Annotated in this window: 21 protein-coding genes; 7 read left to right on the top strand and 14 right to left on the bottom strand. The window is 64.1% G+C overall.

Features of this window, described 5'->3' with window-relative positions:
- Window positions 1-293 precede the first annotated feature (293 nt).
- The 3 genes from H0S73_RS04890 (at window position 294) to H0S73_RS04880 (ending at window position 3,988) form a co-directional block, all read left to right on the top strand.
- The gene (locus H0S73_RS04890) at window positions 294-2,720 is read left to right on the top strand and encodes a calcium-binding protein (protein ID WP_181051108.1); all 2,427 of its coding nucleotides are present in this window, start codon (window positions 294-296) and stop codon (window positions 2,718-2,720) included.
- A 185-nt stretch (window positions 2,721-2,905) separates the two neighbouring features.
- On the top strand, window positions 2,906-3,616 hold the full coding sequence (locus H0S73_RS04885) for a glutathione S-transferase (RefSeq protein ID WP_181051107.1): 711 nt from the start codon (window positions 2,906-2,908) through the stop codon (window positions 3,614-3,616).
- 90 nt (window positions 3,617-3,706) lie between these two features.
- Entirely contained in the window at window positions 3,707-3,988 is a 282-nt protein-coding gene (locus tag H0S73_RS04880) for a hypothetical protein (protein ID WP_181051106.1), read from the top strand.
- 33 nt (window positions 3,989-4,021) lie between these two features.
- Here H0S73_RS04880 and H0S73_RS04875 read toward each other — a convergent pair whose 3' ends face one another.
- Window positions 4,022-4,810 carry a class II glutamine amidotransferase gene (locus H0S73_RS04875; protein WP_181051105.1) on the bottom strand — a complete coding sequence of 263 codons (789 nt, stop codon included), beginning with the start codon at window positions 4,808-4,810 and terminating at the stop codon, window positions 4,022-4,024.
- Window positions 4,811-5,067: 257 nt separating this feature from the next.
- Here H0S73_RS04875 and H0S73_RS04870 point away from each other — a divergent pair, with 257 nt between their 5' ends.
- Window positions 5,068-6,474 carry a sodium:proton antiporter gene (locus H0S73_RS04870; protein ID WP_181051104.1) on the top strand — a complete coding sequence of 469 codons (1,407 nt, stop codon included), beginning with the start codon at window positions 5,068-5,070 and terminating at the stop codon, window positions 6,472-6,474.
- On the opposite strand, the gene H0S73_RS04865 is transcribed toward H0S73_RS04870, so the two are convergent.
- Entirely contained in the window at window positions 6,464-7,558 is a 1,095-nt protein-coding gene (locus H0S73_RS04865) for an FAD-dependent oxidoreductase (protein WP_181054241.1), read from the bottom strand. The two genes, H0S73_RS04870 and H0S73_RS04865, sit on opposite strands and share 11 nt — an antisense overlap.
- Window positions 7,559-7,715: 157 nt before the next feature.
- Window positions 7,716-8,771: a sn-glycerol-3-phosphate ABC transporter ATP-binding protein UgpC gene (locus H0S73_RS04860; RefSeq protein ID WP_181051103.1), complete on the bottom strand. Its 1,056-nt coding sequence runs from the start codon at window positions 8,769-8,771 to the stop codon at window positions 7,716-7,718.
- Between the two features lie 307 nt (window positions 8,772-9,078).
- On the opposite strand from H0S73_RS04860, the gene H0S73_RS04855 reads away from it, so the two are divergent.
- A complete protein-coding gene (locus H0S73_RS04855) occupies window positions 9,079-10,179 on the top strand; it encodes a Gfo/Idh/MocA family protein (RefSeq protein WP_181051102.1) in 1,101 nt (366 codons plus the stop codon).
- Between the two features lie 72 nt (window positions 10,180-10,251).
- On the opposite strand, the gene H0S73_RS04850 is transcribed toward H0S73_RS04855, so the two are convergent.
- The 6 genes from H0S73_RS04850 to H0S73_RS04825 form a co-directional block, all read right to left on the bottom strand.
- Entirely contained in the window at window positions 10,252-11,055 is an 804-nt protein-coding gene (locus tag H0S73_RS04850; RefSeq protein ID WP_181051101.1) for an NAD-dependent epimerase/dehydratase family protein, read from the bottom strand.
- A 125-nt stretch (window positions 11,056-11,180) separates the two neighbouring features.
- Window positions 11,181-12,059 (bottom strand): SMP-30/gluconolactonase/LRE family protein, encoded by an 879-nt coding sequence (locus H0S73_RS04845; protein WP_181051100.1) that lies wholly within the window; start codon window positions 12,057-12,059, stop codon window positions 11,181-11,183.
- On the bottom strand, window positions 12,059-13,090 hold the full coding sequence (locus H0S73_RS04840; RefSeq protein WP_181051099.1) for a Gfo/Idh/MocA family protein: 1,032 nt from the start codon (window positions 13,088-13,090) through the stop codon (window positions 12,059-12,061). Before H0S73_RS04840 ends, H0S73_RS04845 begins: the two co-directional genes overlap by 1 nt.
- A gap of 11 nt (window positions 13,091-13,101) precedes the next feature.
- On the bottom strand, window positions 13,102-13,962 hold the full coding sequence (locus H0S73_RS04835; protein ID WP_181051098.1) for a carbohydrate ABC transporter permease: 861 nt from the start codon (window positions 13,960-13,962) through the stop codon (window positions 13,102-13,104).
- A complete protein-coding gene (locus H0S73_RS04830; RefSeq protein ID WP_181051097.1) occupies window positions 13,955-14,896 on the bottom strand; it encodes a carbohydrate ABC transporter permease in 942 nt (313 codons plus the stop codon). The genes H0S73_RS04835 and H0S73_RS04830 overlap by 8 nt, the downstream gene beginning before the upstream one ends.
- 86 nt (window positions 14,897-14,982) lie before the next feature.
- A complete protein-coding gene (locus H0S73_RS04825) occupies window positions 14,983-16,263 on the bottom strand; it encodes an ABC transporter substrate-binding protein (RefSeq protein ID WP_181051096.1) in 1,281 nt (426 codons plus the stop codon).
- A 363-nt stretch (window positions 16,264-16,626) separates the two neighbouring features.
- On the opposite strand from H0S73_RS04825, the gene H0S73_RS04820 reads away from it, so the two are divergent.
- On the top strand, window positions 16,627-17,877 hold the full coding sequence (locus H0S73_RS04820) for a Gfo/Idh/MocA family protein (protein ID WP_181051095.1): 1,251 nt from the start codon (window positions 16,627-16,629) through the stop codon (window positions 17,875-17,877).
- 78 nt (window positions 17,878-17,955) lie between these two features.
- Window positions 17,956-19,068, top strand: a complete 1,113-nt coding sequence (locus tag H0S73_RS04815; protein ID WP_181051094.1) for an Ldh family oxidoreductase — start codon at window positions 17,956-17,958, stop codon at window positions 19,066-19,068.
- A gap of 188 nt (window positions 19,069-19,256) precedes the next feature.
- Here H0S73_RS04815 and H0S73_RS04810 read toward each other — a convergent pair whose 3' ends face one another.
- From H0S73_RS04810 to H0S73_RS04790, 5 genes are read right to left on the bottom strand one after another with little or no spacing between them, the layout of a single operon-like run.
- A complete protein-coding gene (locus tag H0S73_RS04810; protein ID WP_181051093.1) occupies window positions 19,257-20,123 on the bottom strand; it encodes a sugar phosphate isomerase/epimerase family protein in 867 nt (288 codons plus the stop codon).
- A gap of 3 nt (window positions 20,124-20,126) precedes the next feature.
- Window positions 20,127-21,317 (bottom strand): dihydrodipicolinate synthase family protein, encoded by a 1,191-nt coding sequence (locus H0S73_RS04805; RefSeq protein ID WP_181051092.1) that lies wholly within the window; start codon window positions 21,315-21,317, stop codon window positions 20,127-20,129.
- On the bottom strand, window positions 21,304-22,491 hold the full coding sequence (locus H0S73_RS04800) for a Gfo/Idh/MocA family protein (protein WP_181051091.1): 1,188 nt from the start codon (window positions 22,489-22,491) through the stop codon (window positions 21,304-21,306). The genes H0S73_RS04805 and H0S73_RS04800 overlap by 14 nt, the downstream gene beginning before the upstream one ends.
- Window positions 22,492-22,501: 10 nt before the next feature.
- On the bottom strand, window positions 22,502-23,890 hold the full coding sequence (locus H0S73_RS04795) for an enolase-like domain-containing protein (protein WP_181051090.1): 1,389 nt from the start codon (window positions 23,888-23,890) through the stop codon (window positions 22,502-22,504).
- Window positions 23,891-23,895: 5 nt separating this feature from the next.
- Window positions 23,896-24,708 carry an ABC transporter ATP-binding protein gene (locus tag H0S73_RS04790; protein ID WP_181051089.1) on the bottom strand — a complete coding sequence of 271 codons (813 nt, stop codon included), beginning with the start codon at window positions 24,706-24,708 and terminating at the stop codon, window positions 23,896-23,898.
- Window positions 24,709-24,711 lie beyond the last annotated feature (3 nt).

Below are 24,711 nucleotides of genomic sequence, written 5' to 3'. Positions count from 1 at the left end.
GCACCGGAGATCGCCCCTTCTTTCGGTCGCACCTCTCTGAACGGAGAGTTGTGAGGCCGAATCTCCGCCAATATAGCGTTACGTAAATCGCTCCGATGAATCGGCAGCCTGAACGGCTGCGGGTCGAGAGAGCGGCGTCTGAACGAAGACACGACAGGGCAAAGCTCACTCTGCTTTCATCGAGTCCGGCCAAGGCCGGGTTCTCCACGCCTGTAGCCACCGACGAGTCCAGGCTCGGCGGTGCACACCATCTCTCATCATCTGGCGCATTCGCCTTTCAGGAGGATACACAAATGACTCTCAAGATCTGGGGTACTGAAGACGTCGTTCGGACTTTGCCTGGCGTTTCACCGACGCTGCCTTCCATCACTGCCCTACCCAATGGCAGCTATGTCGTCATGTGGTTGGAAGGCGGGACGAAATTTGCCTTTCAGCTTTACAACGGCAACGGAGATGCGATGTGGGCAGAGCCCCAGGTCGTCGCCGCAGCTTCCAGTGAAACTCCGAGGTTTGCAACTGTTGAAGCAATTGGTTCGGAAGGACGCTTTGCGGTTACTTGGTCAGAGGGCGGGGTCAGCAACGTTTCTCTTTATAGCAGAACGTACGACCCGAACGGAGGCTCTCCGACAGCAACTGTCACGGTTGCTAATGGAACCGGTAAAAGCGGAGCGCAAATGGCTTCGAATGCTACCGGCGGCTGGGGCACGGCTTATATCGACAATGGAAACGTTGTTTTCAGAGAGTTCAACTCCTCTGGCGATCCCGTTGGCAATCCGGTACCTGTCGCGATAGCGGGCGCATCGACAGGGCTCGATGTGACTTGGCTTGGTGGAGCAAAGTACATTGTTGCCTATCAATCCAATAATGGCTCCGATCTTTATGTCGTGAACGGCACCACGGTTAGCAATCTTGCCAACCTCGCATCAGTGGTAGCAATGGACGTTGTGGCGTTGCGCGATCCCGCGACGCACGCCCCGACTGGTGAGTTCTATGTGATCAACGACAACGGCACCACAATCACGGCTCAGAAGATTAATTCTGGGGGCGATAATGTGGGCGGGCCCATCCTGATTGCGAATGCAAAGCCTAATTCGGATTTCGATTGCGCCTCAGCTGTCGCATTGAAGACGGGTGGTATCGCCCTTGCGTACATCGCGGCAGATCCTGCTGCTGGAGACCTCGGAGATGTCTACATCACGGTCATCGATGCCAGCGGCAATGTGGGTCAACCGCTCAAAGTCAATGGTCGGAATACTCTAGACTCCTTCATGTCACAGAGGACTCCGACAATCTCGGAAATGGCGGACGGTCGTCTTTCAATCTCTTGGTATGATCCCACAAGCAGCGCTGGGAACGGCGACAATCTTTCTACGACCATTGTCGATGCACGAACCGCCAATATCTCAGTAACAGGTACCAGCGGCGATGACATCTACGCTCCATCCGAATATGCCGACGACACCCTTGATGGCGGCAACGGCATCGATACCCTGACCTTCCAGGCGGCAGGCAGCGGCGTGGCGGTCGATCTCACGGCGGGCGTCGGAACGGCCGGCATTGCGGCGGGCGACACCTACACGAACTTCGAGAGGGTCATCGGCTCGAATTTCGCCGACACGCTCACGGGCGGCAACGGCGCGAGCACGCTGCAGGGCGGCGCGGGCGACGACGTGTATTTCGTCAAGGCCGGCACGACGCTTGTCGAGACGGCGGGCGGCGGGACCGACACGGTCTACAGCGACGCCACCTACACGCTGGCCGCTCATCTCGAGAACCTGTTCGCCACGGGTACCAATGCCATCAACCTCACCGGAAACGAGAGCGACAACCTCATCGTCGGCAATGAGGCGAACAACCAGCTCATCGGCGGCGGCGGCAACGACACCCTGCGCGGCGCAAGCGGCGACGACAACCTCGATGGCGGCAACGGCAACGACGTGCTGGATGGGGGAGCCGGAGCCGATGCCTTGGCCGGCGGCGCGGGCAACGACAACCTCAGCGGCGGCGACGGCAACGACAGGCTCGATGGCGGCGACGGCGACGACGTGATCAATGGCGGCGCAGGAGCCGACGTGATGGTCGGCGGCGCGGGCAACGACGTCTATTACATCGACGACGTCAACGACCAGATCGTCGACGGAGCCGGTGTCGACACCGTCTATCTCGCCGTGAGCTACGACATCGCGCGCCTCGGCACCATCGAGAACATCACGGGCATCGGCGCCATCGACATCACGCTGACGGGCAACGACGGCAACAACGTGTTCACCGGAAACGACGGGGCCAACATCCTCTACGGTAATGCTGGCAACGACATCCTGAACGGCGGCGCGGGCAACGACCGCATTCACGGCGGCGATGGCAACGACATCCTCATGGGCGGCACCGGGCGCGACATCTTCGTGTTCGACAAGAAGCCGCACAAGTCGAACAACGTCGACAGGATCTCGGACTTCAACGTCGCGGACGATTCGATCTACCTGGAGAACAAGTACTTCAAGGTCACGCCTTCCGGGACGCTCACGAAGCCCAAGCAGATGGCGGGCAAGCACTTCTACAAGGGTGCGAAGGCGCACGACGCGGACGACCGGATCATCTACGACAACAAGAAGGGCATCCTGTACTACGACGCGGACGGCAACGGCGCCGCGGCGCAGGTCAAGATCGCCACACTCTCCAAGAACCTGAAGATGACCTACAAGGACTTCTTCGTCATCTAAACCGAGCTCCCCGGCCTCTTCGGGCCGGGCCCGGCTTCCCAGGGCGTCCTGCTTCGCGGGGCGCCCTTTTTGCATCCCGGCGGTGCTCCGCCATGCGATCGGACGATCCGGTCAGGCGCGGCGCGTCGGGCGGAACCCTTCGGGGCCCATCGTCCTTGGTGTCAGAGCCATACGGGAAGATCACCATGTCCTATGAACTCTATTATTGGCCGAGCATCCAGGGGCGCGGGGAATTCGTCAGGCTGGCGCTGGAAGAGGCCGGGGCCGCATATGTCGACGTGGCCCGGGAACCGGAGGGCCTCGCGGCGATGATGCGGATGATAGACGACGCGGAGCGCCCGCCCTTCGCGCCGCCCTTTCTCAAGGATGGCGAGACGATCATCGGGCAGAGCGCGGCCATCCTGCTCTATCTCGGGGCGCGGCATGGCCTTGCTCCCAAGGATCCGGCCGGAGGACTCTGGACGCACCAGATCCAGCTCACCATCGCTGATGTCGTCGCCGAGGCTCACGATACGCATCATCCCGTCGGCGTCGGCCTCACTTACGAGGACCAGATGAGCGAGGCGCTCCGGCGCGCCCGGGAATTCCGCGACAGCCGGATCCCGAAATTCCTGAACTGGTTCGAGACGATCCTCGCCCGCAACCCCGCAGGCGACGGGCATCTCGTGGGCCGCTCGCTGACCTATGTGGACCTCTCCCTGTTCCAGGTCGTGGAGGGGCTGGCTTACGCCTTCCCCAGGGCCGCGCGGCGCGCCTTGAAGGACACCCCGCGCGTGGCCGCTCTCCATGCCGCGGTGGCGAGGCGCCCGCGGATCGAAGCCTATCTCGGCAGCCTACGCCGCATCCCGTTCAACCAGGAGGGCATCTTCCGGCACTATCCCGAACTGGATGCTTAAATGCTTTTTAAGGATCGGCAGGACTGATGGTGTCATGCCTCAATTCCTCCACGCTGCCTCTCGAATTTAACGGGCAATCAGGAGCAGACCATGAACGACGACACCGAGGGCGTTGCGATCCGTCTCTGGCGCGACCGCGCGCAGTTGCGCGAGCAGGAGCGGAACGAGATCCAGGCCCGCCTTCGGATCGCCGAGGAGAAGATCGCGATCCTCATGGCCGAGAACGACCGGCTCGCCACGGAGAATGCCCGGCTCAGGTCCCTCGCCAGCCCGGATGACGGATCATCCCGGACCGAGACGGAGCTTCAGATGGAAGCGCTGAAAGGCGCCCTGATGTCCCTGATCGCGCGGCCGGGAGACAGCCTGAACTGAGGAAAACCGGTTCCCACTTTTGCGTCCGATGCTTTAGGCAGCCAGGCACCCCATGGCTTGGTTCAGGCACTCGACCGTGACGCTGCCGGAGCGGGCGACGATGCTGCAGCCCTTCGGCACCTCGCGCCAGCCCCGGGTCTTGTCGTCGATGGGCTCGGAAACCACGAGCAGGTTGCCGTCGACCTCGCGGAAGTAGAGGGTCGGAGGCTTGGCATCGCAGGCCCAGCGATAGGCCCACAGATTCTCGCCGTCGGTGAAGGCGGCGGTGAAGCGCAGAGCCTCGTCGATGCCGGCATCATCCATGAGGCCGCGCACCTGCTTGAGGGTTCGCGCCATGGCGGTCACGGGCTCCTCGGGCAGCCCGTTGGCGAGAGCGAGAAGGAAGATCGCCTCCGAATCCGTGGTGCCCAGGCGGCGGTCGTAAAGTTCGTCCGGGATCAGGCCTTCCAGCCGCCGCTTGATGCGTCCATAGCCGCCGATCTGGCCGTTATGCATGAAGAGATAACGGCCATGGGCGAAGGGATGGCAATTGGCCCGCGTGGTCGAGGTGCCCGTGGAGGCGCGCACATGGGCGAAGAAGAGCTTTGACCGCACCTGCTCGCACAGGCTTCTCAGGTTCTCGTCGGACCAGGCCGGGCGGACCTCCCGGTAGATGCCCGGCTCGCTCCTCTCCCCGTACCAGCCGATGCCGAACCCGTCCCCGTTCGTCTCCGTCTTGGCCTCGACCGCATGCAGCGATTGGTGAACCAGCGAATGGGCCGGGGCGCAGACGAGTTCGTCGAGGAAGATGGGTTCTCCCTTATAGGCGAGAAAGCGGCACATGGTTTGACGGCAACCCCTTACCCCAGCGAGGCCTGTAATGATGTTGTACTATCTTTGACTTATGGTGAATAGCCGGTTAACGGGCAAAGCATCTGACCCGAACGTGGAGTTGCCCCTTCGGGATCTGTCCGATGCTCGGTCCTGGACGAGCGCACCCTTCGGTGCGCGGGCCGTTGCGGCACCATGGCGATTCCCATAAAAGCATTCGCAATCATTCGATAAAAAGCCGGCCAGGCCGGCATGGGGAACCCGACAACATGCTTCGCCTCTCGAGCCTGGCGCCGGCCGCCGCGCTGATCCTCCTGCCCCAGGCAGCCTTCGCGGCGGAATTCGACGGGGCGAGCCTCGGCTTCGCCTGGGCCCTGCCCTTCGCGGGGATCCTGCTCTCCATCGCCCTGTTCCCCCTGCTGGCCCCCCATTTCTGGGAGCATCACCAGGGCAAGATCGCAGCCGCCTGGGGCCTGCTGGTGCTGGCCCCGATGGCGTTCGCCTTCGGCCCGGTGACGGCGATCCATGCCCTCGCCCACACGGCATTCCTGGAATACATCCCGTTCATCCTGCTGCTGCTGGCCCTGTTCACGGTGGCGGGCGGCATCCTCGTGCGCGGCAACATCCATGGCGCGCCGGGCACCAACACGATTCTGCTCGCCATCGGCACGGTGCTCGCGAGCTTCATCGGCACGACCGGCGCCTCCATGGTGATGATCCGGCCGATCATGCGCGCCAACGACGACCGGATGCACAACGTCCATGTGATCGTGTTCTTCATCTTCCTGGTGTCGAATATCGGCGGCTCGCTCTCGCCGCTCGGCGATCCGCCGCTCTTCCTCGGCTTCCTGCGCGGCGTGGAATTCTTCTGGACCACCACGCACCTGTTTCCGGAAACGCTGTTCGCGAGCCTTCTCCTCCTCGCCCTCTTCTTCGTGATCGATCTGGCGATCTACAAGAAGGAAGGCCGCGTCCGCCCCGACCCGACGCCCGACAATCCGGTGCGCGTCACGGGCGGCATGAACTTCCTGCTGATCTTCGTCATCATCGCGGCCATCCTCATGAGCGCCACCGTCGATCTCGGCCGCGTGACCCTGCTCGGCGCTCAGATCGAGCTCGCCAATGCCCTGCGCGACCTCATCATGATCGTGGTCACGATCATCTCCCTCAAGACGACCCCGAAGGCCAACCGCATCGAGAACGGCTTCTCCTGGGGGCCGATCAAGGAGGTGGCCAAGCTGTTCGCCGGCATCTTCATCGCGATCATCCCGGTGCTCGCCATGCTGAAGGCCGGCGCGGACGGCGCCTTCGCGCCCCTGGTCGCCCTCGTGACCAATCCGGACGGCAGCGCCAACAACGCGGCCTATTTCTGGCTCACGGGCGGCCTGTCCTCGTTCCTCGACAATGCGCCGACCTACCTGGTGTTCTTCGAGCTCGCCGGCGGCGACCCGCAGAAGCTGATGACCGCGGGCGCGCTGACGCTGAGCGCCATCTCGGCCGGCGCCGTGTTCATGGGCGCCAACTCCTATATCGGCAACGCGCCCAACTTCATGGTCTACGCGATCGCCCGCGAAGGCGGCGTGAAGATGCCGAGCTTCTTCGGCTACCTGCTCTGGTCGGGCGCGATCCTCATCCCGACCTTCCTGCTCGTGACGCTGCTGTTCTTCAGGGGGTGAGCCTCGCGGCCACGTCCTCGGCGATCGACAGGCACGAGGTCAGGCCCGGGCTCTCGATGCCGAAGAGATGCACGAGGCCCGGCAGGCCGTGCTCGGCCGGGCCGTCGATCATGAAATCGGCGGCCTTCTCGCCGGCGCCCGTGAGCTTGGGGCGGATGCCGGAATAATCGGGCACGAGAGCGCCGTCGGGGAGGCCCGGCCAGTAGCGGCGGATGGAGGCGTAGAAGCTCTCGGCCCGGCGCGGATCGACCTCGTATTCCTCCCGCGCGACCCATTCCACGTCGGGGCCGAAGCGCATGCGGCTGGCAAGGTCGAGCGTCACATGCGTGCCCAGCCCGCCGTCGACGGGAGCCGGATAGATCAGGCGCGAGAAGGCGGGCCTGCCGAGGCAGCCGAAGGAATTGCCCTTCGCCAGCACCAGCGGCGGGGCGCGCTCCTCGGGATAGCCTTCCGTCGCGCGGGCGAGCGCCTGTGCGCCGAGCCCCGCCGCGTTGATCACCGCATCGACGGTGAGTTCGGCGGGCTCTGCCCCGCCGACATGCACGTCCCATCCGGTTCCGTTCCGCGCGATGCGTTTCACCGGAGCGTGAAAGGCGATGACGCCGCCCGCATTCTCGAGATCGCCCTGCAGGGCGAGCATGAGGGCGTGGCTGTCGACGATCCCCGTTTCCCGCGACAGCACGGCGCCCGTGCAGGCGAGGTTCGGTTCGAGGGCGCGCGCCTCCTCACCCGTCAGGAAGGCGAGCCCCTCGACGCCGTTCGCCAGCCCCTGCTCGTAGATGCCCTCGATCTTGGCCTGTTCGAGATCGTTGGTGGCGACGATCAGCTTGCCGCATTTCGCGTGCGGCACCCCGTGGCTCTCGCAGAAGGCGTAGAGCATCCGCCGCCCCTCGACGCAATGACGCGCCCGCAGGGAGCCGGAGGGATAATACATGCCGGCGTGGATTACCTCGCTGTTGCGCGAGGACACGCCGTTGCCGATGCCGCCGGTCGCTTCCGCCACGATCACGCTATGGCCGCGGAGGCCGAGCGCGCGCGCGACGGCAAGCCCCACGACTCCCGCGCCGATCACCAGGATGTCTATGACCGCCTCCCCTTCTGCGGAATTCACCGTGCCGGGGCATAGAACGAAACGGCCGGACGAGCCACGGCAGCCGCGGCACCCCGGCCATGACCGCATTGCCGGTCTCACGAAAAAGGCGGCCTCGCATCTTGCGGGCCGCCCTCACATGGCTTGCCGTTCAGAGACGCTTGCCGGTCTGCTCGTCGAAGAGATGAACGAGCCTGGGGTCGGGCGTGACGCGGATCTGCTGGCCGGGCTGCGCGTTGACGCGCTCGCGGAACACCCCGACCACGTCCGAGCCGCCGAACTTGGCGAACACCTGCGTCTCCGAGCCGGTCGGCTCCACGACGGCCACCTCCGCCGGCATCCCGTTCGAATCGTCCAGGATGAAATGCTCCGGCCGGATGCCGTAGATGATCGGCTGGCCGTCCGAAGCCGCCGGCGCGTTCGCCACCGGAAGGGTGGTGCCGCTCGCGGTCACGAAGTGCCCGCCCTGCAGGTGCCCTTTGAGGAAGTTCATCGCCGGCGAGCCGATGAAGCCGGCCACGAACAGGTTGGCCGGGCGGTCGTAGAGCTCGAGCGGCGCGCCGACCTGCTCGACCACGCCGTCGTGCATCACCACGATCTTGTCGGCCATGGTCATGGCCTCGATCTGGTCGTGCGTGACGTAGATGGTGGTGGTCTTCAGGCGCTGGTGCAGGGCCTTGATCTCGGTGCGCATGGCCACGCGCAGCTTGGCGTCGAGGTTGGAGAGCGGCTCGTCGAAGAGGAAGACCTGCGGGTCGCGCACGATGGCCCGGCCCATGGCCACGCGCTGGCGCTGGCCGCCGGAGAGCTGGCGCGGGTAGCGGTCGAGGAGCTTGCCCAGCCCGAGGATCTCGGCGGCGCGGTCGACGCGGGACTTGATCTCGGCTTTCGGCGCCTTCTTGAGCTTGAGCGAGAAGGCCATGTTGTCGGCGACCGTCATATGCGGGTAGAGCGCATAATTCTGGAACACCATGGCGATGTCGCGCTCTTTGGGCGGGACGTCGTTGACCACCTTGGGGCCGATGCGCAGCTCGCCGCCGGAGACGCTCTCCAGTCCGGCGATCATCCGCAGCAGGGTGGACTTGCCGCAGCCCGACGGCCCGACGAGGATCACGAACTCCCCGTCCTGGATGTCGATGGAAACGCCGTGAATGACCGGTACCGTTCCGAAATTCTTGCGGATGTTGCGGATCTCAACTGAGGCCACGGGGCTTCCTCCAAAACTTTGTGCGTTTGCGGCCCTCTCAGGGTGCCCTGCAGAACCCTGATGCGGCTACGCTAACGTATGTATTTTTACGGCTTGATCAAGTTAAGCACATATCATGTTGCACGACAAATCTTGACATGCAAGCCGGAGTGACGTTGCATCGCGAAGATTACGGTTCCTGAAGCTCAGCCGCAATGAGCCACTGTCGTTCGTTCGCAGATCAATCTGCCATGATGCACAGGAGCCGTTTTGCATCGGCAAGCTCCGAGAAGCCTGCACGGTCCGGAGCGAAGGGAGAAATGCGCTTATGATCAAGAATGTTGCGGTCGTCGGCTGCGGAATTGGCCGCACTCACATTGTTTCCTATGCGGCTCATCCGGACAAATTCCGTGTGGTCGCCATCTGCGACCTCAACGACGAGCGCCTGGCGAGCATCGGCGACGAGTTCAGCATCGAGCGGCGGACCAAGGATTTCGCAGACGTTCTCCGGATGGAGGATGTGGATATCGTCGATGTCTGCACGCCTCCGGCGGTCCATCTGGAACAGATCCTGGCGGCGCTCGCCGCCGGCAAGAACGTGGTCTGCGAGAAGCCGCTCGTTGGGTCCGTGGCGGACGTGGACAAGGTGATCGCGGCCGAGACGCAATCCAAAGGCCGGGTGCTGCCGATCTTTCAGTATCGCTACGGCAACGGCATCATGAAAGCCAAGCACCTCATCGACCAGGGCATCGCCGGGAAGCCTTATCTCGCTTCCGTCGAAGTGTTCTGGAAGCGCACCGCGAAGTACTACGACAATCCCTGGCGCGGGCGTTGGGAAACCGAACTCGGCGGCGTTCTCGTCACCCATGCGATCCACCTGCACGACCTGCTCACCTTCATCATGGGCCCGGTCAAATCCGTGTTCGCCCGCGCGGCGACCCGCGTGAACGACATCGAGGTGGAGGATTGCGTCGTCGGCAGCCTGGAGATGCAGAATGGCGCCCTGGCGTCCACGGCCGCGACCCTAGGCTCCCAGGACGAGATCAGCCGCCTGCGCTTCTGTTTCGAGAACGTGACGTTCGAGAGCTGCCAGAAGCCCTATGCCCCTGGCGACGATCCGTGGAAGATCATCCCCGCATCGCCCGAGGTGCAGGCGAAAATCGATCGGGCCTTCGAGGGATGGAAGTTCGTTCCGACGCGCTTCGAAGGGTTGTTCGCCCCGTATCACGAGGCGCTCGTTACGGGTGGCGAACTTCCCATCACCTTGGCCGATGCGCGCCGCTCGCTGGAGCTGCTGACGGCGTTCTATCAATCCATCGAGACCGAGCGCCCGCAGACCTTGCAGGTCGGCCCGGATCATCCGCGCTATCAGAACTGGAGCCTCGCGAACAAAGGCGCCGACATCCTGCGCTACGCGGCGCGGGCGTAATTCTCGATCGCATGTCAAAAGCCGGGGCGCTCGCGGCGCTCCGGCTTTTCTTGGTCGATGGCAGACGCAGTCTCAGCCCAGCCATTCCTTGCGGCTCGTGAACTCCTCCGGCACGAAGTTCCCGCCCTGATAGAGACGGGCAAGCTCCGCCTTGAGCTCGATGCTCTCGACCTCCGCCGCATAAACCTCCGCGTTGTCCAGCGGCTCGTAGCCGAGACGATACGCAGCGGAATTGTCCCACCAGGAGCGCGTGTTCCGGGAGACGCCGTAGACGATCTCGTGGACGTAATCGGCGCTCAGGCCCACCTCGATCAAGCGGACGAAATCGTCATGGGACAGCCACGTGGACAAGGCGCGCCTGTTGTCAGGCTTCGGCAGGCACGACCCGATCCTCAGGCAGAGGCTGCGGATGCCGTGCTTGTAGGCGTAGAGCGCCGCGAGATCCTCTCCGAAGGCCTTCGTCAGGCCGTAGCGTGAATCGGGACGGGGCGAACTGTCGCCGGACAGGGTCCGGTCGCTCGGATACATGCCGGTGGCATGGTTGCTGCTGGCGAAGATCACACGGTCGACGCCGGCGTGCCGCGCGCCCTCATAGAGATTGACGGTACCCGCAATGTTGGTCCGCAGCATCTCGGACCATCCGGTTTCATAAGGGATGCCGCCGAGATGGATGATGGCATCCACGCCTTCGCACAGATCCCGAACGGCCGCCGCGTCGGCAAGGTCGCAGGGAACGACCTGTTCGCCCTCTCCGGACGCCTCCATGGGAACAATGTCGGACAGCCGCAGCAAGGCGAAGCGTCCGGCAAGGGATTGGCGGAGGATCGTTCCAAGGCGGCCGGCGGCCCCGGTGATCAGGATTCGGTTCGAGGTCATGGCTGGTTCACGATGCTGATGATCGAAAGGATATTTATAGGATATATGATGAATTATTCGAACAGTGACGCCCCGATCCCGGCAGATTGCTCTGAATTCATGCGCTTATCGATCAGGCCGGCCCGTCAGGCGTCCGCCCACCGGGCGATCCGTGCGCCCGCCACGGGAGACGACGCGATGAACAGGCTTCCGGATTGCGGGGCGGCGGCCAGAGCGTCGGGATCGTCCGGCTTGAGGGACGTGATCACGAGCGTCTTGAGGTCGTCGCCGCAGAAGCACGGCATGGTGGGCGCGGGAACGGGAACCGGATGAGATTCCACGATCTCTCCCTCGCGGGAGAACCGGTTCAGCCGCCCGGCCGATACCCCGCAGCTCCAGTAAAACCCTTCTGCGTCGCAGGCGCCGCCGTCCGGCCGCCCCCTCGTCTCGTCGAGCGTGGCGATGCGCGTCCGGTTCGCGAGGCGGCCCGAGGCGGACTCGAAGTCGTAGCGATCGATCCAGGGGCCACGGGAATCCGAGTGGAACATGGTGCGGCCATCGGCCGACCAGGCGAGCCCGTTCGACACGAGGCAGACATGTTCGAGAACGCGGGTCACCCGGCCTCGCCCATCGATCCGGTAGAGGGAGCCGCGCGGCTCCTTCTGTGGGCGGTCGTCCATCGACCCGACCCAGAACGCGCCGTCGGGTCCGACCTTGCCGTCGTTCAGCCGGTGCCATGAGGGCTCGCCGGGGAGCTCCGCGAGAATGTCGAGGCTCTCGGCATCCGGGTCGAAGACCGCGATGGTGCGCTCGAGCGCCACGACCAGGCGGCCGCTGGCGCCGAGTCCGATGGAGCCGACGACCCGGGGCATCGTCCAGGTGCGATGCTCCGAGCCGTTGAGCCGGATGGAATGGATGGCCGGAGCCTTGATGTCGACGAAGAACAGGACCTCGCGGCGATCGTCCCAGACCGGGCTCTCGCCGATCCCGCACCGCACATCCTTGAGCAGGCCGAACGCGAGCATCAGCGGGGCCCCTGCCCGGGCAGCGTCGCTTCCGCCAGCGCCTGCGCCTTGAGGGTCAGCTCCATGGCCTTGAAGCAGTGCTCCTGGCCCATGGCGGTCTCGGTCCGGTCCCGCACGTCGTTGAGAAGATCACGCCCGTAAGGCAGATCCTCGCCGGAGCAGTCGAGATGGCGCGTGCCTGTCTTGTCCACGAGGAAGAGGTGATCCTTGCCCTCGCGCCCGGCGATGTCGATGTACTTGCGCATCTCGATGTACCCGTCGGTCCCTACGACCATGACGCGCCCGTCGCCCCAGGTCGGCAGGCCGTCCGGAGTGAACCAGTCCACGCGGATATAGCCGGTGGCGTCGTTCGACCTGAGCGTCATCTCGCCGAAATCCTGGAGGCCCGGCGTCCGAGGATTGTTACGGTTGGCCACCATCGCGTAGGTGACCTCGGCGTCCTTCGCGCCCGTATAGAACAGGAACTGCTCGCATTGATGGGACGCGATGTCGGTCAGGATTCCCCCATAGGCCTCGCGCTCGAAGAACCAGGACGGGCGGATGGGCGCATTGAGCCGGTGCGGACCAAGGCCGAGCGTGTTCACCACCTTGCCGATCGCGCCGCCGCGGATCAGCTCGCCGGCCTTGTTGGTGACGCGGCTGTTGAAATGCTCGGAGTAGAAGATCGAGTAGATGCGCCCCGTCTCACGCTGGACCCGGCGGACTTCGGCCAGCTCCTCCAGCGTTACCATGCCCGGCTTGTCGACCATGTAGTCCTTGCCGTGGCGCATCACTTCGATGCCGATGCGCGCGCGATCCCTGGGGATCGCGGCGCTCAGCACGAGGGCGATGCCGTCGTCTTCCAGGATGCGGCGGGCATCATGAACACGCTCCGCCTGCGGATAGCGCTCCGCGAAGGGCGCCGCGAGGTCGTCCTCCGGGGCGAAGAACGACACGAACGTGGCCCCGGCGCCGAGAAGGGCATCGACCTGACCGAAGATGTGGTTGTGGTTGATGCCGATCACGGCAAAGCGAATACCGGATGATGACATTCGCTCGATCCTTAACCCTTAAGGCCCGTGGTCGCGATGCCTTCGATGAGAAGGCGCTGGAAGACACCGAAGAACAGCAGGACAGGGATCAGAGCGACCACCGACATGGCGAACAGGGCGCTCCAGTCGGACTTGCCCGTCGAGTCCACGAAGGTGCGCAGACCGAGCTGGACCGTGTACTGGCTCGCGTCGTTCAGGTAGATGAGCGGGCCGAAGAAGTCGTCCCAGGTCCAGATAAAGGTGAAGATCGCGGCTGTGGCCAGCGCCGGCACCGACAGGGGCAGCATGACGCTCCAGAAGATGCGCCAGGGGCCCGCTCCGTCGATGATCGCCGCCTCGTCGAGCTCGCGCGGGATGCCGCGAAAGAACTGGTAGAGCAGGAAGATGAAGAAGGCGTCTGCAGCCAGGAACTTCGGCACCACCAGCGGCAGGAAGGTGTTCACCCAGTCGAGGTTCAGGAACAGCACATATTGCGGAATCAGAGTCACGTGATACGGCAGCATCAGCGTGCCGAGCATGAGGGCGAACCAGAAGTTCTTCAGCGGGAATCTCAGCCGCGCGAAGGCATAAGCCGCCAGCGAGCAGGAGATCACGTTGCCGATCACGCTCAGCACTGCGATCACCAGGGAGTTCCAGAAGAAGGTTCCGAAGCTCACCGTCAGGCCGCTCCAGCCGCGGATATACGCGTCGAGGGTAAAGCTGTCCGGCCACAGCGAGGCGTTGCCGAAGATTTCGTCATCCGGCTTGAAGCTGCTCGCGAGCATCCAGAGCAGCGGATAGAGCATGATCAGCGACACGCCACACAGGATCACATGGTACAGAAGCGAGCGGGCGCCGCCGACTTTCTGCGTCGTAGCTGCAGCATCAGTCATTGTAATGGACCCAGTAGCGAGAGGTGAGGAACGAGAAGGCGGTGAAGCAGGCGATGATGATCAGCAGGATCCATGCCAGAGCCGACGCATATCCCATGCGGAAATAGGCGAAGCCTTCCTGATACAGGTACAGGGTGTAGAAGAGGGTCGAGTCGATCGGGCCGCCGGTGCCCTCGCTGATGATGAAGGCCGGCGTGAAGGCCTTGAAGGCATCGATGGTCTGCACGATGCCGTTGAAGAACACCACCGGCGTGAGCAGCGGCAGGGTGATCTTGAAGAACTGCTGCATCTTGTTGGCGCCGTCGATGTTCGCAGCCTCGTACACGTCAGGCGGGATCTGCCGCAGGCCGGCGAGGAAGATGATCATCGGCGAGCCGAACTGCCAGACACTGAGCAGCACCAGCGTGTAGAGGGAGTAGTTCGGGTCGGAGATCCAGCTCGGCCCCTGGATGCCGAAGAGGCCCAGCGCCACGTTGGCGAGGCCGTCCTTGGCGAAGAGCTGGCGCCACAGCACCGCGATGGCGACGCTCGCGCCGAGCAGCGAGGGCAGATAGAAGAGAGCCCGGTACAGGGGCAGGCCGGCGATGCCGCGGTTGAGCACCATCGCGAGGCCGAGCGCGAAGGCAAGCTTCAGCGGAACCGCCAGGATGACGTAGGTGAACGTCACCTGCATGGAATGCCAGAACTTCACGTCGTTGGTGACGATGCGCTCGTAATTGGCCAATCCGATGAACTGCGGATCCTGCAGCAGGTCGAAATTGGTGAAGGACAGATAAAGGGATGCGAGCGTCGGGCCGAGGGTCAGCCCGAGGAAGCCGATGAGCCAGGGCGCGAGAAAGGAATACGACACAAGCGCCCGGGACAAACTTCCGCGGCGCTTGCTGCGCTTTTCCGGCTCGCTGATCGTCAAAGGGATTTGAGCAGTTGTTGTCATACGGAATGGCTCACAGCAATGTCATGATAGACGGACAGGCCGACCCGGTTCGGCTGGGTCGGCCTGGTGAGTCAAAGGCGGTCGCGTCAGGCGCGGCTCAGAATGGCCTGGGCTTCGCTGACATACTGCTTGCCGCCATCGGCCGGGGACAGGCGCGCGAAGCTGACCTGCTCGGCAATCCGGCGCTGCATCGTCTGGATCTCGCCGGCGCCCTTCGGCGGAGCGGGCGGGATCGGCCCGACCTTGGGCGTGACGTGAGCGATGAAGCCCACGACGAGCTTGCCCATGTCGTCGAGTTCCGCCGATACCGCGTCACGGACCTTGGGCGAGGCGGGCACGCCGCGCTCCACGCCGAGAACCTTCGCGCCGTCCACGTCCTCCACGGTGAAGTTGGCGAACTTCACCGCCTGTTCGGCCACCTTGGAGCGGGCATAAATGCTCCACATCATCGACGGCTTGAGGTAGTGGCCGGGGTTCGGGCCCGCGCCCTGCGGGTACATGGTGATGCCGAGCGGGTTCTTGTTGAGAACTTGATAGCCGACATACTGGTTCGAGTGGTTGAACGCGCAAGCGGCGCGGCCCTGGGTCAGCAGGTTCGTCTCGATGTTGTTCTTGTCCAGCGCCTGCAGGTCGGCCGGCGGGCAGGCCTTGGACTCACGCGCCTTGGCCCACATGGCGAACCAGTCGGTCGCGTCCTGTTCGGTGAGGCCGAGTTTGCCGTCCTCCGTGTAGAGCGCCTTGCCGCGCTGGCGGAGCCAGTTCTCAAAGGCTGTCTCCTCGGAACTTCCGTCCGACGTCCCGAAGTATTCGCCGTTATGCGCCTTCGTGACGGCGGCGGCGAGTTCGAAGAACTTGTCCCAGCTCACGTCGATCGGCTCGGGCACGCCGGCCTTCTGGAACGCGGCCTTGTTGTAGATCAAAGCGTTCGAATTGTTGCCGATATTGATGCCGTAGAGCTTGCCGTCGACTTTGCAGCTGTCGAGGGAAGCCTTGTCGAAATCGCCGATGGTGAGCGACTTTCCCATGAACTCGTCCAGCGGCATCAGGGCGCCGCGCCGGGCATATTCCGCGACATAGCGATAATCCATCTGGATCAGGTCGGGAGCGTTGCGGCCGGCAGCCTGGGTGGCGAGCCGGGGCCAGTAATCGCCCCAGGCCAGGGTCTCGCCGTCGATCTTCACGCCCGGGTTCCGCTCCTGGTAGAGCCCGACCGCTTTCAGCGTGCGGTCGGCGCGCTCCTTCGAGCCCCACCAGTACAGGCGAATGCGCGCATCCTGCGCGAAAGCCGGAAGGCTTCCCAGAGCGCTGAGGCCGGCAGACCCGAGGGCCGCCTTCAACAGAGTCCTACGGTTAAGGTCATGAGTCATGTGGCGTATCTCCCTCTTGGGCGCCGCTTGGCGGGCGCCCGGCCTTGTTGCCTCTTACTTGGCGACAGTTCTTTTCTTTGGCTTGCGGCGCGCCGAGGCTTCGATCCCTCCGCCTCGTACGCTACGCGTGCGCTTTTCGTTTGTCGCCATCCGACATGAAGCTAAAATTTAGAATGGTTGTATGTCAACCAGTTGTATGATGTAATTTGCCGATCTAAGCTCCTTTACGGAAGCTTCCCTAAGAAAGATCAGACAGAGAAGATCCCTCCCCTCTGGTTTGCCAATAAATGAAGCTCATATTTGTCTGACAAATCAATCGCTCAGCGAACGCCCACGAGCGAAGCAGCAGGAGAACCCAAGAGTATGGACCGCGCGAACAGGAAACGCATTGCCCTCATCGGCACAGGCCATCGCGGCACGAGCATGTGGGGGATCAACGTCGTCAAGGGTTACAGCGACTTCGTTGAGATCGTCGCCCTGTGCGACATCAACAGGCTTCGCGCCGAGCGCGCCAGAAGCTTCCTGGGAATCGATGCCCCGATCTATGCCGACGCCCAGGAGATGATCGCGGCCATCAAGCCGGACACGGTCATCATCTGCACACGCGATTCGAACCACGACGAGATGATCGTGCGGGCGCTCGAAGCCGGCGTGAACGTCATCACCGAAAAGCCGATGACCACGACGGCCGAGAAGGTACGCCGCATCCTCGAAGCCGAGAAGCGCACGGGCAAGCGCGTCGACGTGACCTTCAATTACCGCTACGCCCCGACCGTTCGTAAGATCAAGGAACTCCTGACTTCGGGCGTGATCGGCGACGTCACCTCCATCGATTTCCACTGGTTCCTCGACAACAAGCACGGGGCCGACTACTTCCGCCGCTGGCACGCCATCGAGGAGAATTCGGGCAGCCTGTTCGTGCACAAGAGCACGCACCATTTCGACCTGATGAACTGGTACCTGGACGATGACCCGGAGGACGTGTCCGCATTCGCCAGCCTGCGCAAATACGGCAAGGCCGGCCCCTTCCGCGGCGAGCGCTGCAAGACCTGCCCGCATGCCAGCTATTGCGACTACTATATGGACATCAGCCAGGATCCCTGGCTCGAGGCTCTCTACGAGGATCCCTCGCGCGAGGACGGCTATGTGCGCGACGCCTGCGTATTCCGCGAGGAGATCGACATCCCCGACACCATGTCGGCCATGATCCGCTACCGGAAGGGCGTGCAGGTCACCTATTCGGTGAACACCTACATGCCGATCGAAGGCCACTTCATCGCCTTCGACGGAACGAAGGGCCGCATCCAGATGCGCCAGTTCGAACGTCAGCCCTGGGAGACGCCGGAGCACGACGAGATCCTGCTGGTGCGGAACTTCGGCGGCGCCGAGACCATCAAGGTCCCGCATGAGCCGGGCGGGCATTTCGGCGGCGACCCGAAGCTGCAGGACATGCTCTTCAAGCCGGATACGCCGGACCCGCTGAACCAGCGCGCCGGTTCGCGCGCCGGCGCCATGTCGGTCCTGTGCGGCATCGCGGCGCTCCAGAGCGCGAAGACGGGCCAGCTGGTCAGCGTCTCGAAGCTGCTCGACCCGGCGCAGGCCATCGCGGCCTGATGAACAAGGAGGTGGCGCAGGCCACCTCCGCACCGGCTCCCTAGGGGAGCCACGACTTTAAACGCGAGAGAACAGGCGATGGTCGCGAGCGAGAATTTCTCGGCGGATGTGATTCGCGCCCAGATCGAGGCGATCCTGCGCGCTTGGGGCATGGGCGAGGACAAGCTGCGCCTGACCGCCGAAGTGATGGTCGAGACCGATCTGCGCGGCATCGACTCGCACGGCATCTCGATGCTGACCCAATATGCCCAGATGCAGACAGCCGGTCAGCTGCGGCTTCGGGCCGAGCCCAGGATCGTCCGGCAGAGTGCCAGCACGGCCCTGATCGACGGCGGAGCGGGCCTCGGCCATCCCGCCGCCCTGATGGGCATGGATCTCGCCATCGAGAAGGCGCTGGCGCACGATGTCGGCATCGTGACGGTGTTCAATTCCCACCATTTCGGCGCCGCCGGTTACTACGCCACGATGGCGGCACAACGCGGGCTGATCGGCGTCGTCTCTTCCACGACCCGCGTCATCTCCGTCGTGCCGACGAACGGGGTCGAACGCGTGCTCGGCACGAACCCGATCGCGGTCGCGGTGCCGGCGGGATCCCATGCGGACATCTGCGTCGACATTTCCACCAGCGTCGTGGCGGCCAACAAGGTGAAGGTCTATGCCCTCCAGGGCAAGGAGCTTCCCCCTGGGTGGGTGATCGACGGCCAGGGGCAGCCGGTCACCGATTCAGGACAGGCTTTTCGCCAGATTTTCGAGGGCCGCGAGGGTGGCCTCACTCCCATCGGGGGCGACGGCAGCGATATGGGAGGCCATAAGGGCTACGGGCTCGGCCTGATCGCCCAGATCCTGTCGGGCACCCTGTCCGGCGCATCCTTCTCGCCGGTGAGGAACCGGACGCAGAAGCCGTCCGATCCCGACAATATCGGCCATTTCTTCATGGCCTTGAACCCGGCGGCCTTCAGGCCGTTCGATGAGTTCCAGGCCGACGTGGAAGCGATCGTCGATACGCTCCATGCCACGAAGCCCATCCGTGAGGACGAGCCGGTCTTGATACCGGGCGAACCGGAATGGGCGGCCCGAGAGGAGCGTCTCGCAACGGGCATCCCGATCCCCGAGACATTGAAACTGAAAGTGCAGGAGATCGCGGAGGCAGCCGGTGCGCCGTATCTGCTGCGATCCGTTCTCGCCGCGTGAGATTGTGCGGCTCCCGCCCGTAGGCGGGAGCCAATGTTCAAAGACACGATGTCAAAGATCCTAAAGCATCGGACCCAAAAGTGGACTTGCACTTTTGGGATCGAATCCGATGCTTCCTCTCAGATGAGAGCATCGTTCGTACGGAAAACCGGATCCACTTTTCCGTACGATGCTCTAATAGCGTCGGTTCAGACGACCGTGCGGTGACGCTCGATGCAGGTGGCGAGCACCTCCTCCATCGGACGTTTCCACCAATTGTTTTCCGAGAAGATCTCGACTTCCGAGTAGCCCGCGAAGCCGACCGCCTCGACGGCCTCACGGATGCCGCGCAGGTCGATGACGCCGTCGCCCATCATGCCGCGATCGAGCAGCAGGTCCGTGGTGGGCACCAGCCAGTCGCAGACGTGATAGGCGAGCAGCCGGTCCTGTCCCGTGCGCCGGATCTGCTCCTTCAGCTCCGGATCCCACCACACGTGATAGACGTCGACCGCAAGGCCGAGCATGCCGGTCCGCTCCGGATCGACCCGGTCGCAGATGTCGAGCGCCTGGCGCATGGTGTTCACGCAGGCGCGGTCCGCCGCATACATGGGATGCAGCGGCTCGATGGCGAGCGGCAGGCCGGCCTGGCGGGAATACTCGAGCAGGGTCGCGATCCCGTCCTCCACCATAGCGCGGGCGGCATCGATGTCCTTCGAGGCGTGACAGCCCGGCCGCGAATATTGCGGCAGGCCGCCGACCACGAGCACGAGACAGGGAGCGCCGAGGGCGACCGCCTCGTCCACGGCGCGGCGATTATCGTCGGTGGCTTCCTGCATCCGTGCCGCATCGGCCGGAAACATGCCGCCGCGGCAATAGCCGGAGAGTTCGAGCCCCGCATCCTTCACGGCCGCCACGGCCCGATTGAGACCCACATGCGCCACCTGATCGCGCCAGGGCGAGATCGCCTTGATGTCGGCCCGGGCGCAGGCCTCCGTGATGGCCACGAGATCGCCCTGCTTTCTCACGGTCGCCGTGTTGATCGACAGGGCGCGGTGATCGCCGGAAAAGTCACGCATGCGTCACGCCTCCACGCCGTGCGTGGCGAGGACGAAGCGCATGCGCTCCACCGCGAGATCCGGATCCCGCAGCAGGCCGGCCTTGTCCGCCAGACGGAAGAGTTCGGCGAGATGCAGGGTCGAGCGCGCGCTCTCCTGTCCGCCGACCATGGTGAAATGGTCCTGATGGCCGTTGAGGTAGGCCATGAACACCACGCCGGTCTTGTAGAACCGCGTCGGCGCCCGGAAGATGTGCCGCGACAGCGGGACTGTCGGCGCGAGGGTCTCGTGGAACGCATCGAGATCACCGGCCGCGAGACTCACGAGCGCGGACGAAGCCGCGGGCGCGATGGCATCGAAGATGCCGAGCAGCGCATGCGAATAGCCCTGATCATCGCCGGCGATCAGCTCCGCATAGTTGAAGTCGTCGCCCGTATACATCCGCACGCGCCCGTCGAGGCGACGGCGCATGGCGATCTCCTTGTCCTTGTCGAGGAGGGAGATCTTGACGCCGTCGACCTTGGACGCGTTGTCGTTGATGATCGACACGGCCGTGTCCATGGCGGCATCGAGATCGGCCGTGCCCCAATAGCCCGCAAGGGCCGGATCGAACATGTCGCCGAGCCAGTGAATGATCACGGGCTCCTTCGCCTGGCCGAGGATCCGGTTGTAGACCTTGACGTAATCGTCCGGCGATTGGGCGACGCGCGCGAGAGCCCGCGAGGCCATGAGGATGATGCGTCCGCCGACCGCCTCGATGGCGGCGAACTGCTCCTCGTAGGCACGGATCACGTCGTCGATGCTGCGCGCCGCCTCGGGTGCGAGATGGTCCGTGCCGGCGCCGGAGAACACCAGGGCATCGCCGCGCGCCTTGGCGGCGCCAACCGAGCGGCGGATCAGTTCGAGGGAGGTGGGCCAGTCGAGGCCCATGCCGCGCTGCGCGGTGTCCATCGCTTCCGCCACGCCGAGGCCGAGATCCCACAGGCGCTCGCGATAGGCGATGGTCTTGTCCCAGTCGATGGCGGCCTGCAGCCACGGATCCGCATCGGCGAGCGGATCGGCCACCACATGGGCGGCCGAGAACGCGATGCGGTTCATCGGCCCGTTTGCCTTCTCGGGGAAGGATTTCGGCGCGGAGAGCTTGTAGGTCTCCAGACTGCGATCCGTCTGCGGCAGGCGGATCGACAGGGCGCTGATGGACTCAGGCCGGTTCATGCTGCTTCTCCTTCGCGGCGCCCACGTTCAGCGGCGGCACGTCGACCCAGCGGCGCTCGCGCCAGCTTTCCAGCGCGCATTCCACGAGCTGCACGCCCTTGGCGCCTTCCACCAGCGTGTACTTGTAGGGTGCATCCTCGACCACGTGGCGGACGAACATCTCCCATTGGGTCTTGAAGCCGTTGTCGTAGACCGTGTTGTCAGGAACCGGCTGCCAGGTGTCGTAGAAATCGATGGTCTGCTTCTGGTCCGGGTTCCAGACCGGGCGGGGCGTGGCCTGACGCGGCTGGATCACGCAATCGGTGAGGCCGGCGACGGCCGAGCCGTGCGTGCCGTCCACGTGGAAGGTGACGAGATCGTCGCGATAGACGCGGGTGCACCAGGACATATTGATGTGGGCGATCACGCCGCCATCGAGCATGAAGGTGGCATAGGCCGAATCGTCGGCTGTCGCCTGATAGGTCTTGCCCTTCTCGTCCACGCGCTCGGGAATATGCGTCGAGCCGATGCAGGAGACCGAACGGACCTCGCCGAAGAGATTGTCGAGCACGTAGCGCCAGTGGCAGACCATGTCGAGGATCATGCCGCCGCCGTCCTCGGCACGATAGTTCCAGGACGGACGCTGCGCCGGCTGGCCCCAATCGCCCTCGAACACCCAATAGCCGAACTCGCCGCGCACGGAGAGCATGCGGCCGAAGAAGCCGGAATCGCGCAGCATCTTCAGCTTCTGCAGGCCCGGCAGGAACAGCTTGTCCTGCACGGTGCCGTTCTTCACGCCCTTCTCACGGGCGAGGCGGACGATCTTCAAGGCCTCCGGCAGGTTCGTGGAGATCGGCTTCTCGCAATAGATGTGCTTGCCGGCATTGATCGCCTGCTCCAGCAGGGTCGGGCGCATCTGGGTCGTGGCCGCGTCGAAGAAGATCTCGTCCTTCGGATCGGCGATGGCGGCATCCAGGTCGGTCGTCCAGCGGTCGATGCCGTAGGTCTTGGCGAGCTCCTGGATCTTGTCCGCGTTGCGGCCGACCAGGATGGGATCGAGCTGCACCTTCGACCCGTCCGAGAGCGTGACACCGCCCTGGGCGCGGATCGCCGCGACGGAACGGATGAGGTGCTGGTTCATGCCCATGCGGCCGGTGATGCCGTGCATCACGATGCCCAATCTGCGCTGTGCCATAATATATCCCCTATGAAAGATGGTGTTGTGCGAGCGGAACGAGACTGTCCCAGTTGGGCTCGGCGCCGCTGGCGAAGCCCGGAGCGGACAGAAGAGAAACGGTCGGGAGCGATCCTCGCTCGAAGGCAAGGCCGATCCGCTTGCCCTGCTTCCGGTAGAGATCGGGATGCGCGGCTAAGAAGCGCGCCGCTTCCGCGTCCGATGCCGGGCCGAAACCCTCGACGTAGTGATGTCCGTTGCGCTCGGCATGAGACAGGCCGAGCGCCGCGACGAGCGCCGTATCCTGTTGGATCCCCAGCCCCGCCTGACAGGTGAGATCCTCGGCGGAGACGAAGAACTTCGCCGGCTGCGTCTCATTCAAAACCGATACGCGGACGGCGTTCAGAACGGATTTGTAGAACCCTTTGCAGGCCTTCGAGGACACGCCGCGATAGCCGAGTTCCACCGCGCGCGGGAAAGCATCGTAATCGCCGTCCGCCTCGTCGATGATGAACGGGATCTCGTCCGCGAGGTCGCCCAAAGGGGCGGCGAAGGTCCCTGCCCGGTCGAAGGGCTGCTCGATGTAGAGAAGATGATCGCGGAAGGCGCGCAAGGCGCCGCTGTTCATTTCCTGAAGCAGAACCCGCAGGCGCTGCGGATCGTACTGCTCATTGGCGTCGAGGGTGGCGCGGTAGTCGGGAACGTGCCGCGACAGGAGGTTATGGATGGCCGCCAAGCGCGCGATATCCGCATCAACGTCGCCGCCGATCTTGATCTTGAAGAGCCTTAGCGTCGCCAGCCGGATCTCGTCTTCGAGACCGCCCGCGCCGTCGAGGGAATCGAGCAGCCCGACCGTATGCCGTAAAAGAACATCGCCAACCGGCCGGACGTCCGCCAGGAAGGACCGGATACGCTCCTCCGCGAGGTCCGTCGTAAGACGAGCGTCGATGCCGAAGACATTGCGACGCAGACCCTCGGCGAAGTCGAGGCCCAGGGCCTTGAGGAGCGCATCGGCGACCGCCTTGTCGACGAGCGCGGGTCCGAAGGAGGCGACGAGTCCCGGAAGCCCGTGGTCGGCCGCCCACATCTTCTGGGCCGCGAAACCGCCTGCATGGTGGCCGAAGGCCGTGTCCCAGTCCTCAGCCTGTGCATAGTTGCGGGCAGCCTCACCGAGGCTCGCCTTCAGGTCTGCGATCGTGTCCTGCGGGGACTTCGCCGGGTTTTTGTCGAACCATTTCGGCATCATCATCTCGGCCGTGACGCCGGTCGCGGTTCCGGTGCCTTCCACCTCGACCACGACCCGCACGAAAGCCTGGGGCGCCTCGTCGACGGTCACGAGACCGAACCGGAACGGCCGTGCGAACCGCATGGGGCGCTCGAAGATCTCGATGTCACGAATGCGAAGCCTGATGCCTGACATGGTCTTCAGTCCAAGTGACCGCGGGCGTAGAAATGAGCGCGGATCCTTTGCGTGAGATCGACGAAGGTCGGGTGCCCCATGATCTCCAGGTTGCGCGGCCGCGGCAGCGTCACGTCGTAGATCGCCGCAATCGCACCCGGCCGCTCGGACATGACGACCACGCGATCCGCCAGAAACACCGCCTCGGGAATCGAGTGGGTGATCAGGAGGATCGTCTTCCCGGTCTCGTGGTGGATGCGCTGCAATTCGAGATTCATGCGCTCGCGCGTCATGGCGTCGAGCGCGCCGAAAGGCTCGTCCATGAGCACGATCTTCGGATCATGCACCAGCGCCCGGCAGATGGCGGTGCGCTGCTGCATGCCGCCGGAAAGCTGCCAGGGATATTTGTTCTGAAAGTCCTCGAGCCCGGCCATCGACAGGAGCTTGCGGGCGCGGGCGAGATGGGTTTCCCGGTCGAGCTTTCGCACCTCCACGGGCATCATCACGTTGCGCAGCACCGAGCGCCAGGGCAGCAGCACCGGGCTCTGGAACACGATGCCCACGTCGTCCGGCGGCTCGCGGACGGCGACACCGCCGATCTGGACCTCGCCCTCGCTCGACGGGATGAGGCCCGCCACGAGCTTCAGAAGCGTGGACTTGCCGCAGCCCGACGGCCCGACCACGGCGACGAACTCGCCGTCGGTGATGTCGAGGTTGATCGGCCGCAGGGATGGAACGTCGCCGCCCCGGGTGCGATAGGTTTTCGCAAGGTTGCGGATCTCGATCATGTTGCGAGGCGCGGACGCCTCGCTTTTTGGTATGACACGAAGATGTGCCATGGC

Origin of the sequence: Microvirga mediterraneensis, assembly GCF_013520865.1 — a bacterium.
Taxonomy (GTDB): domain Bacteria; phylum Pseudomonadota; class Alphaproteobacteria; order Rhizobiales; family Beijerinckiaceae; genus Microvirga; species Microvirga mediterraneensis.
This window is presented reverse-complemented; position numbering and strand designations above follow the sequence as displayed.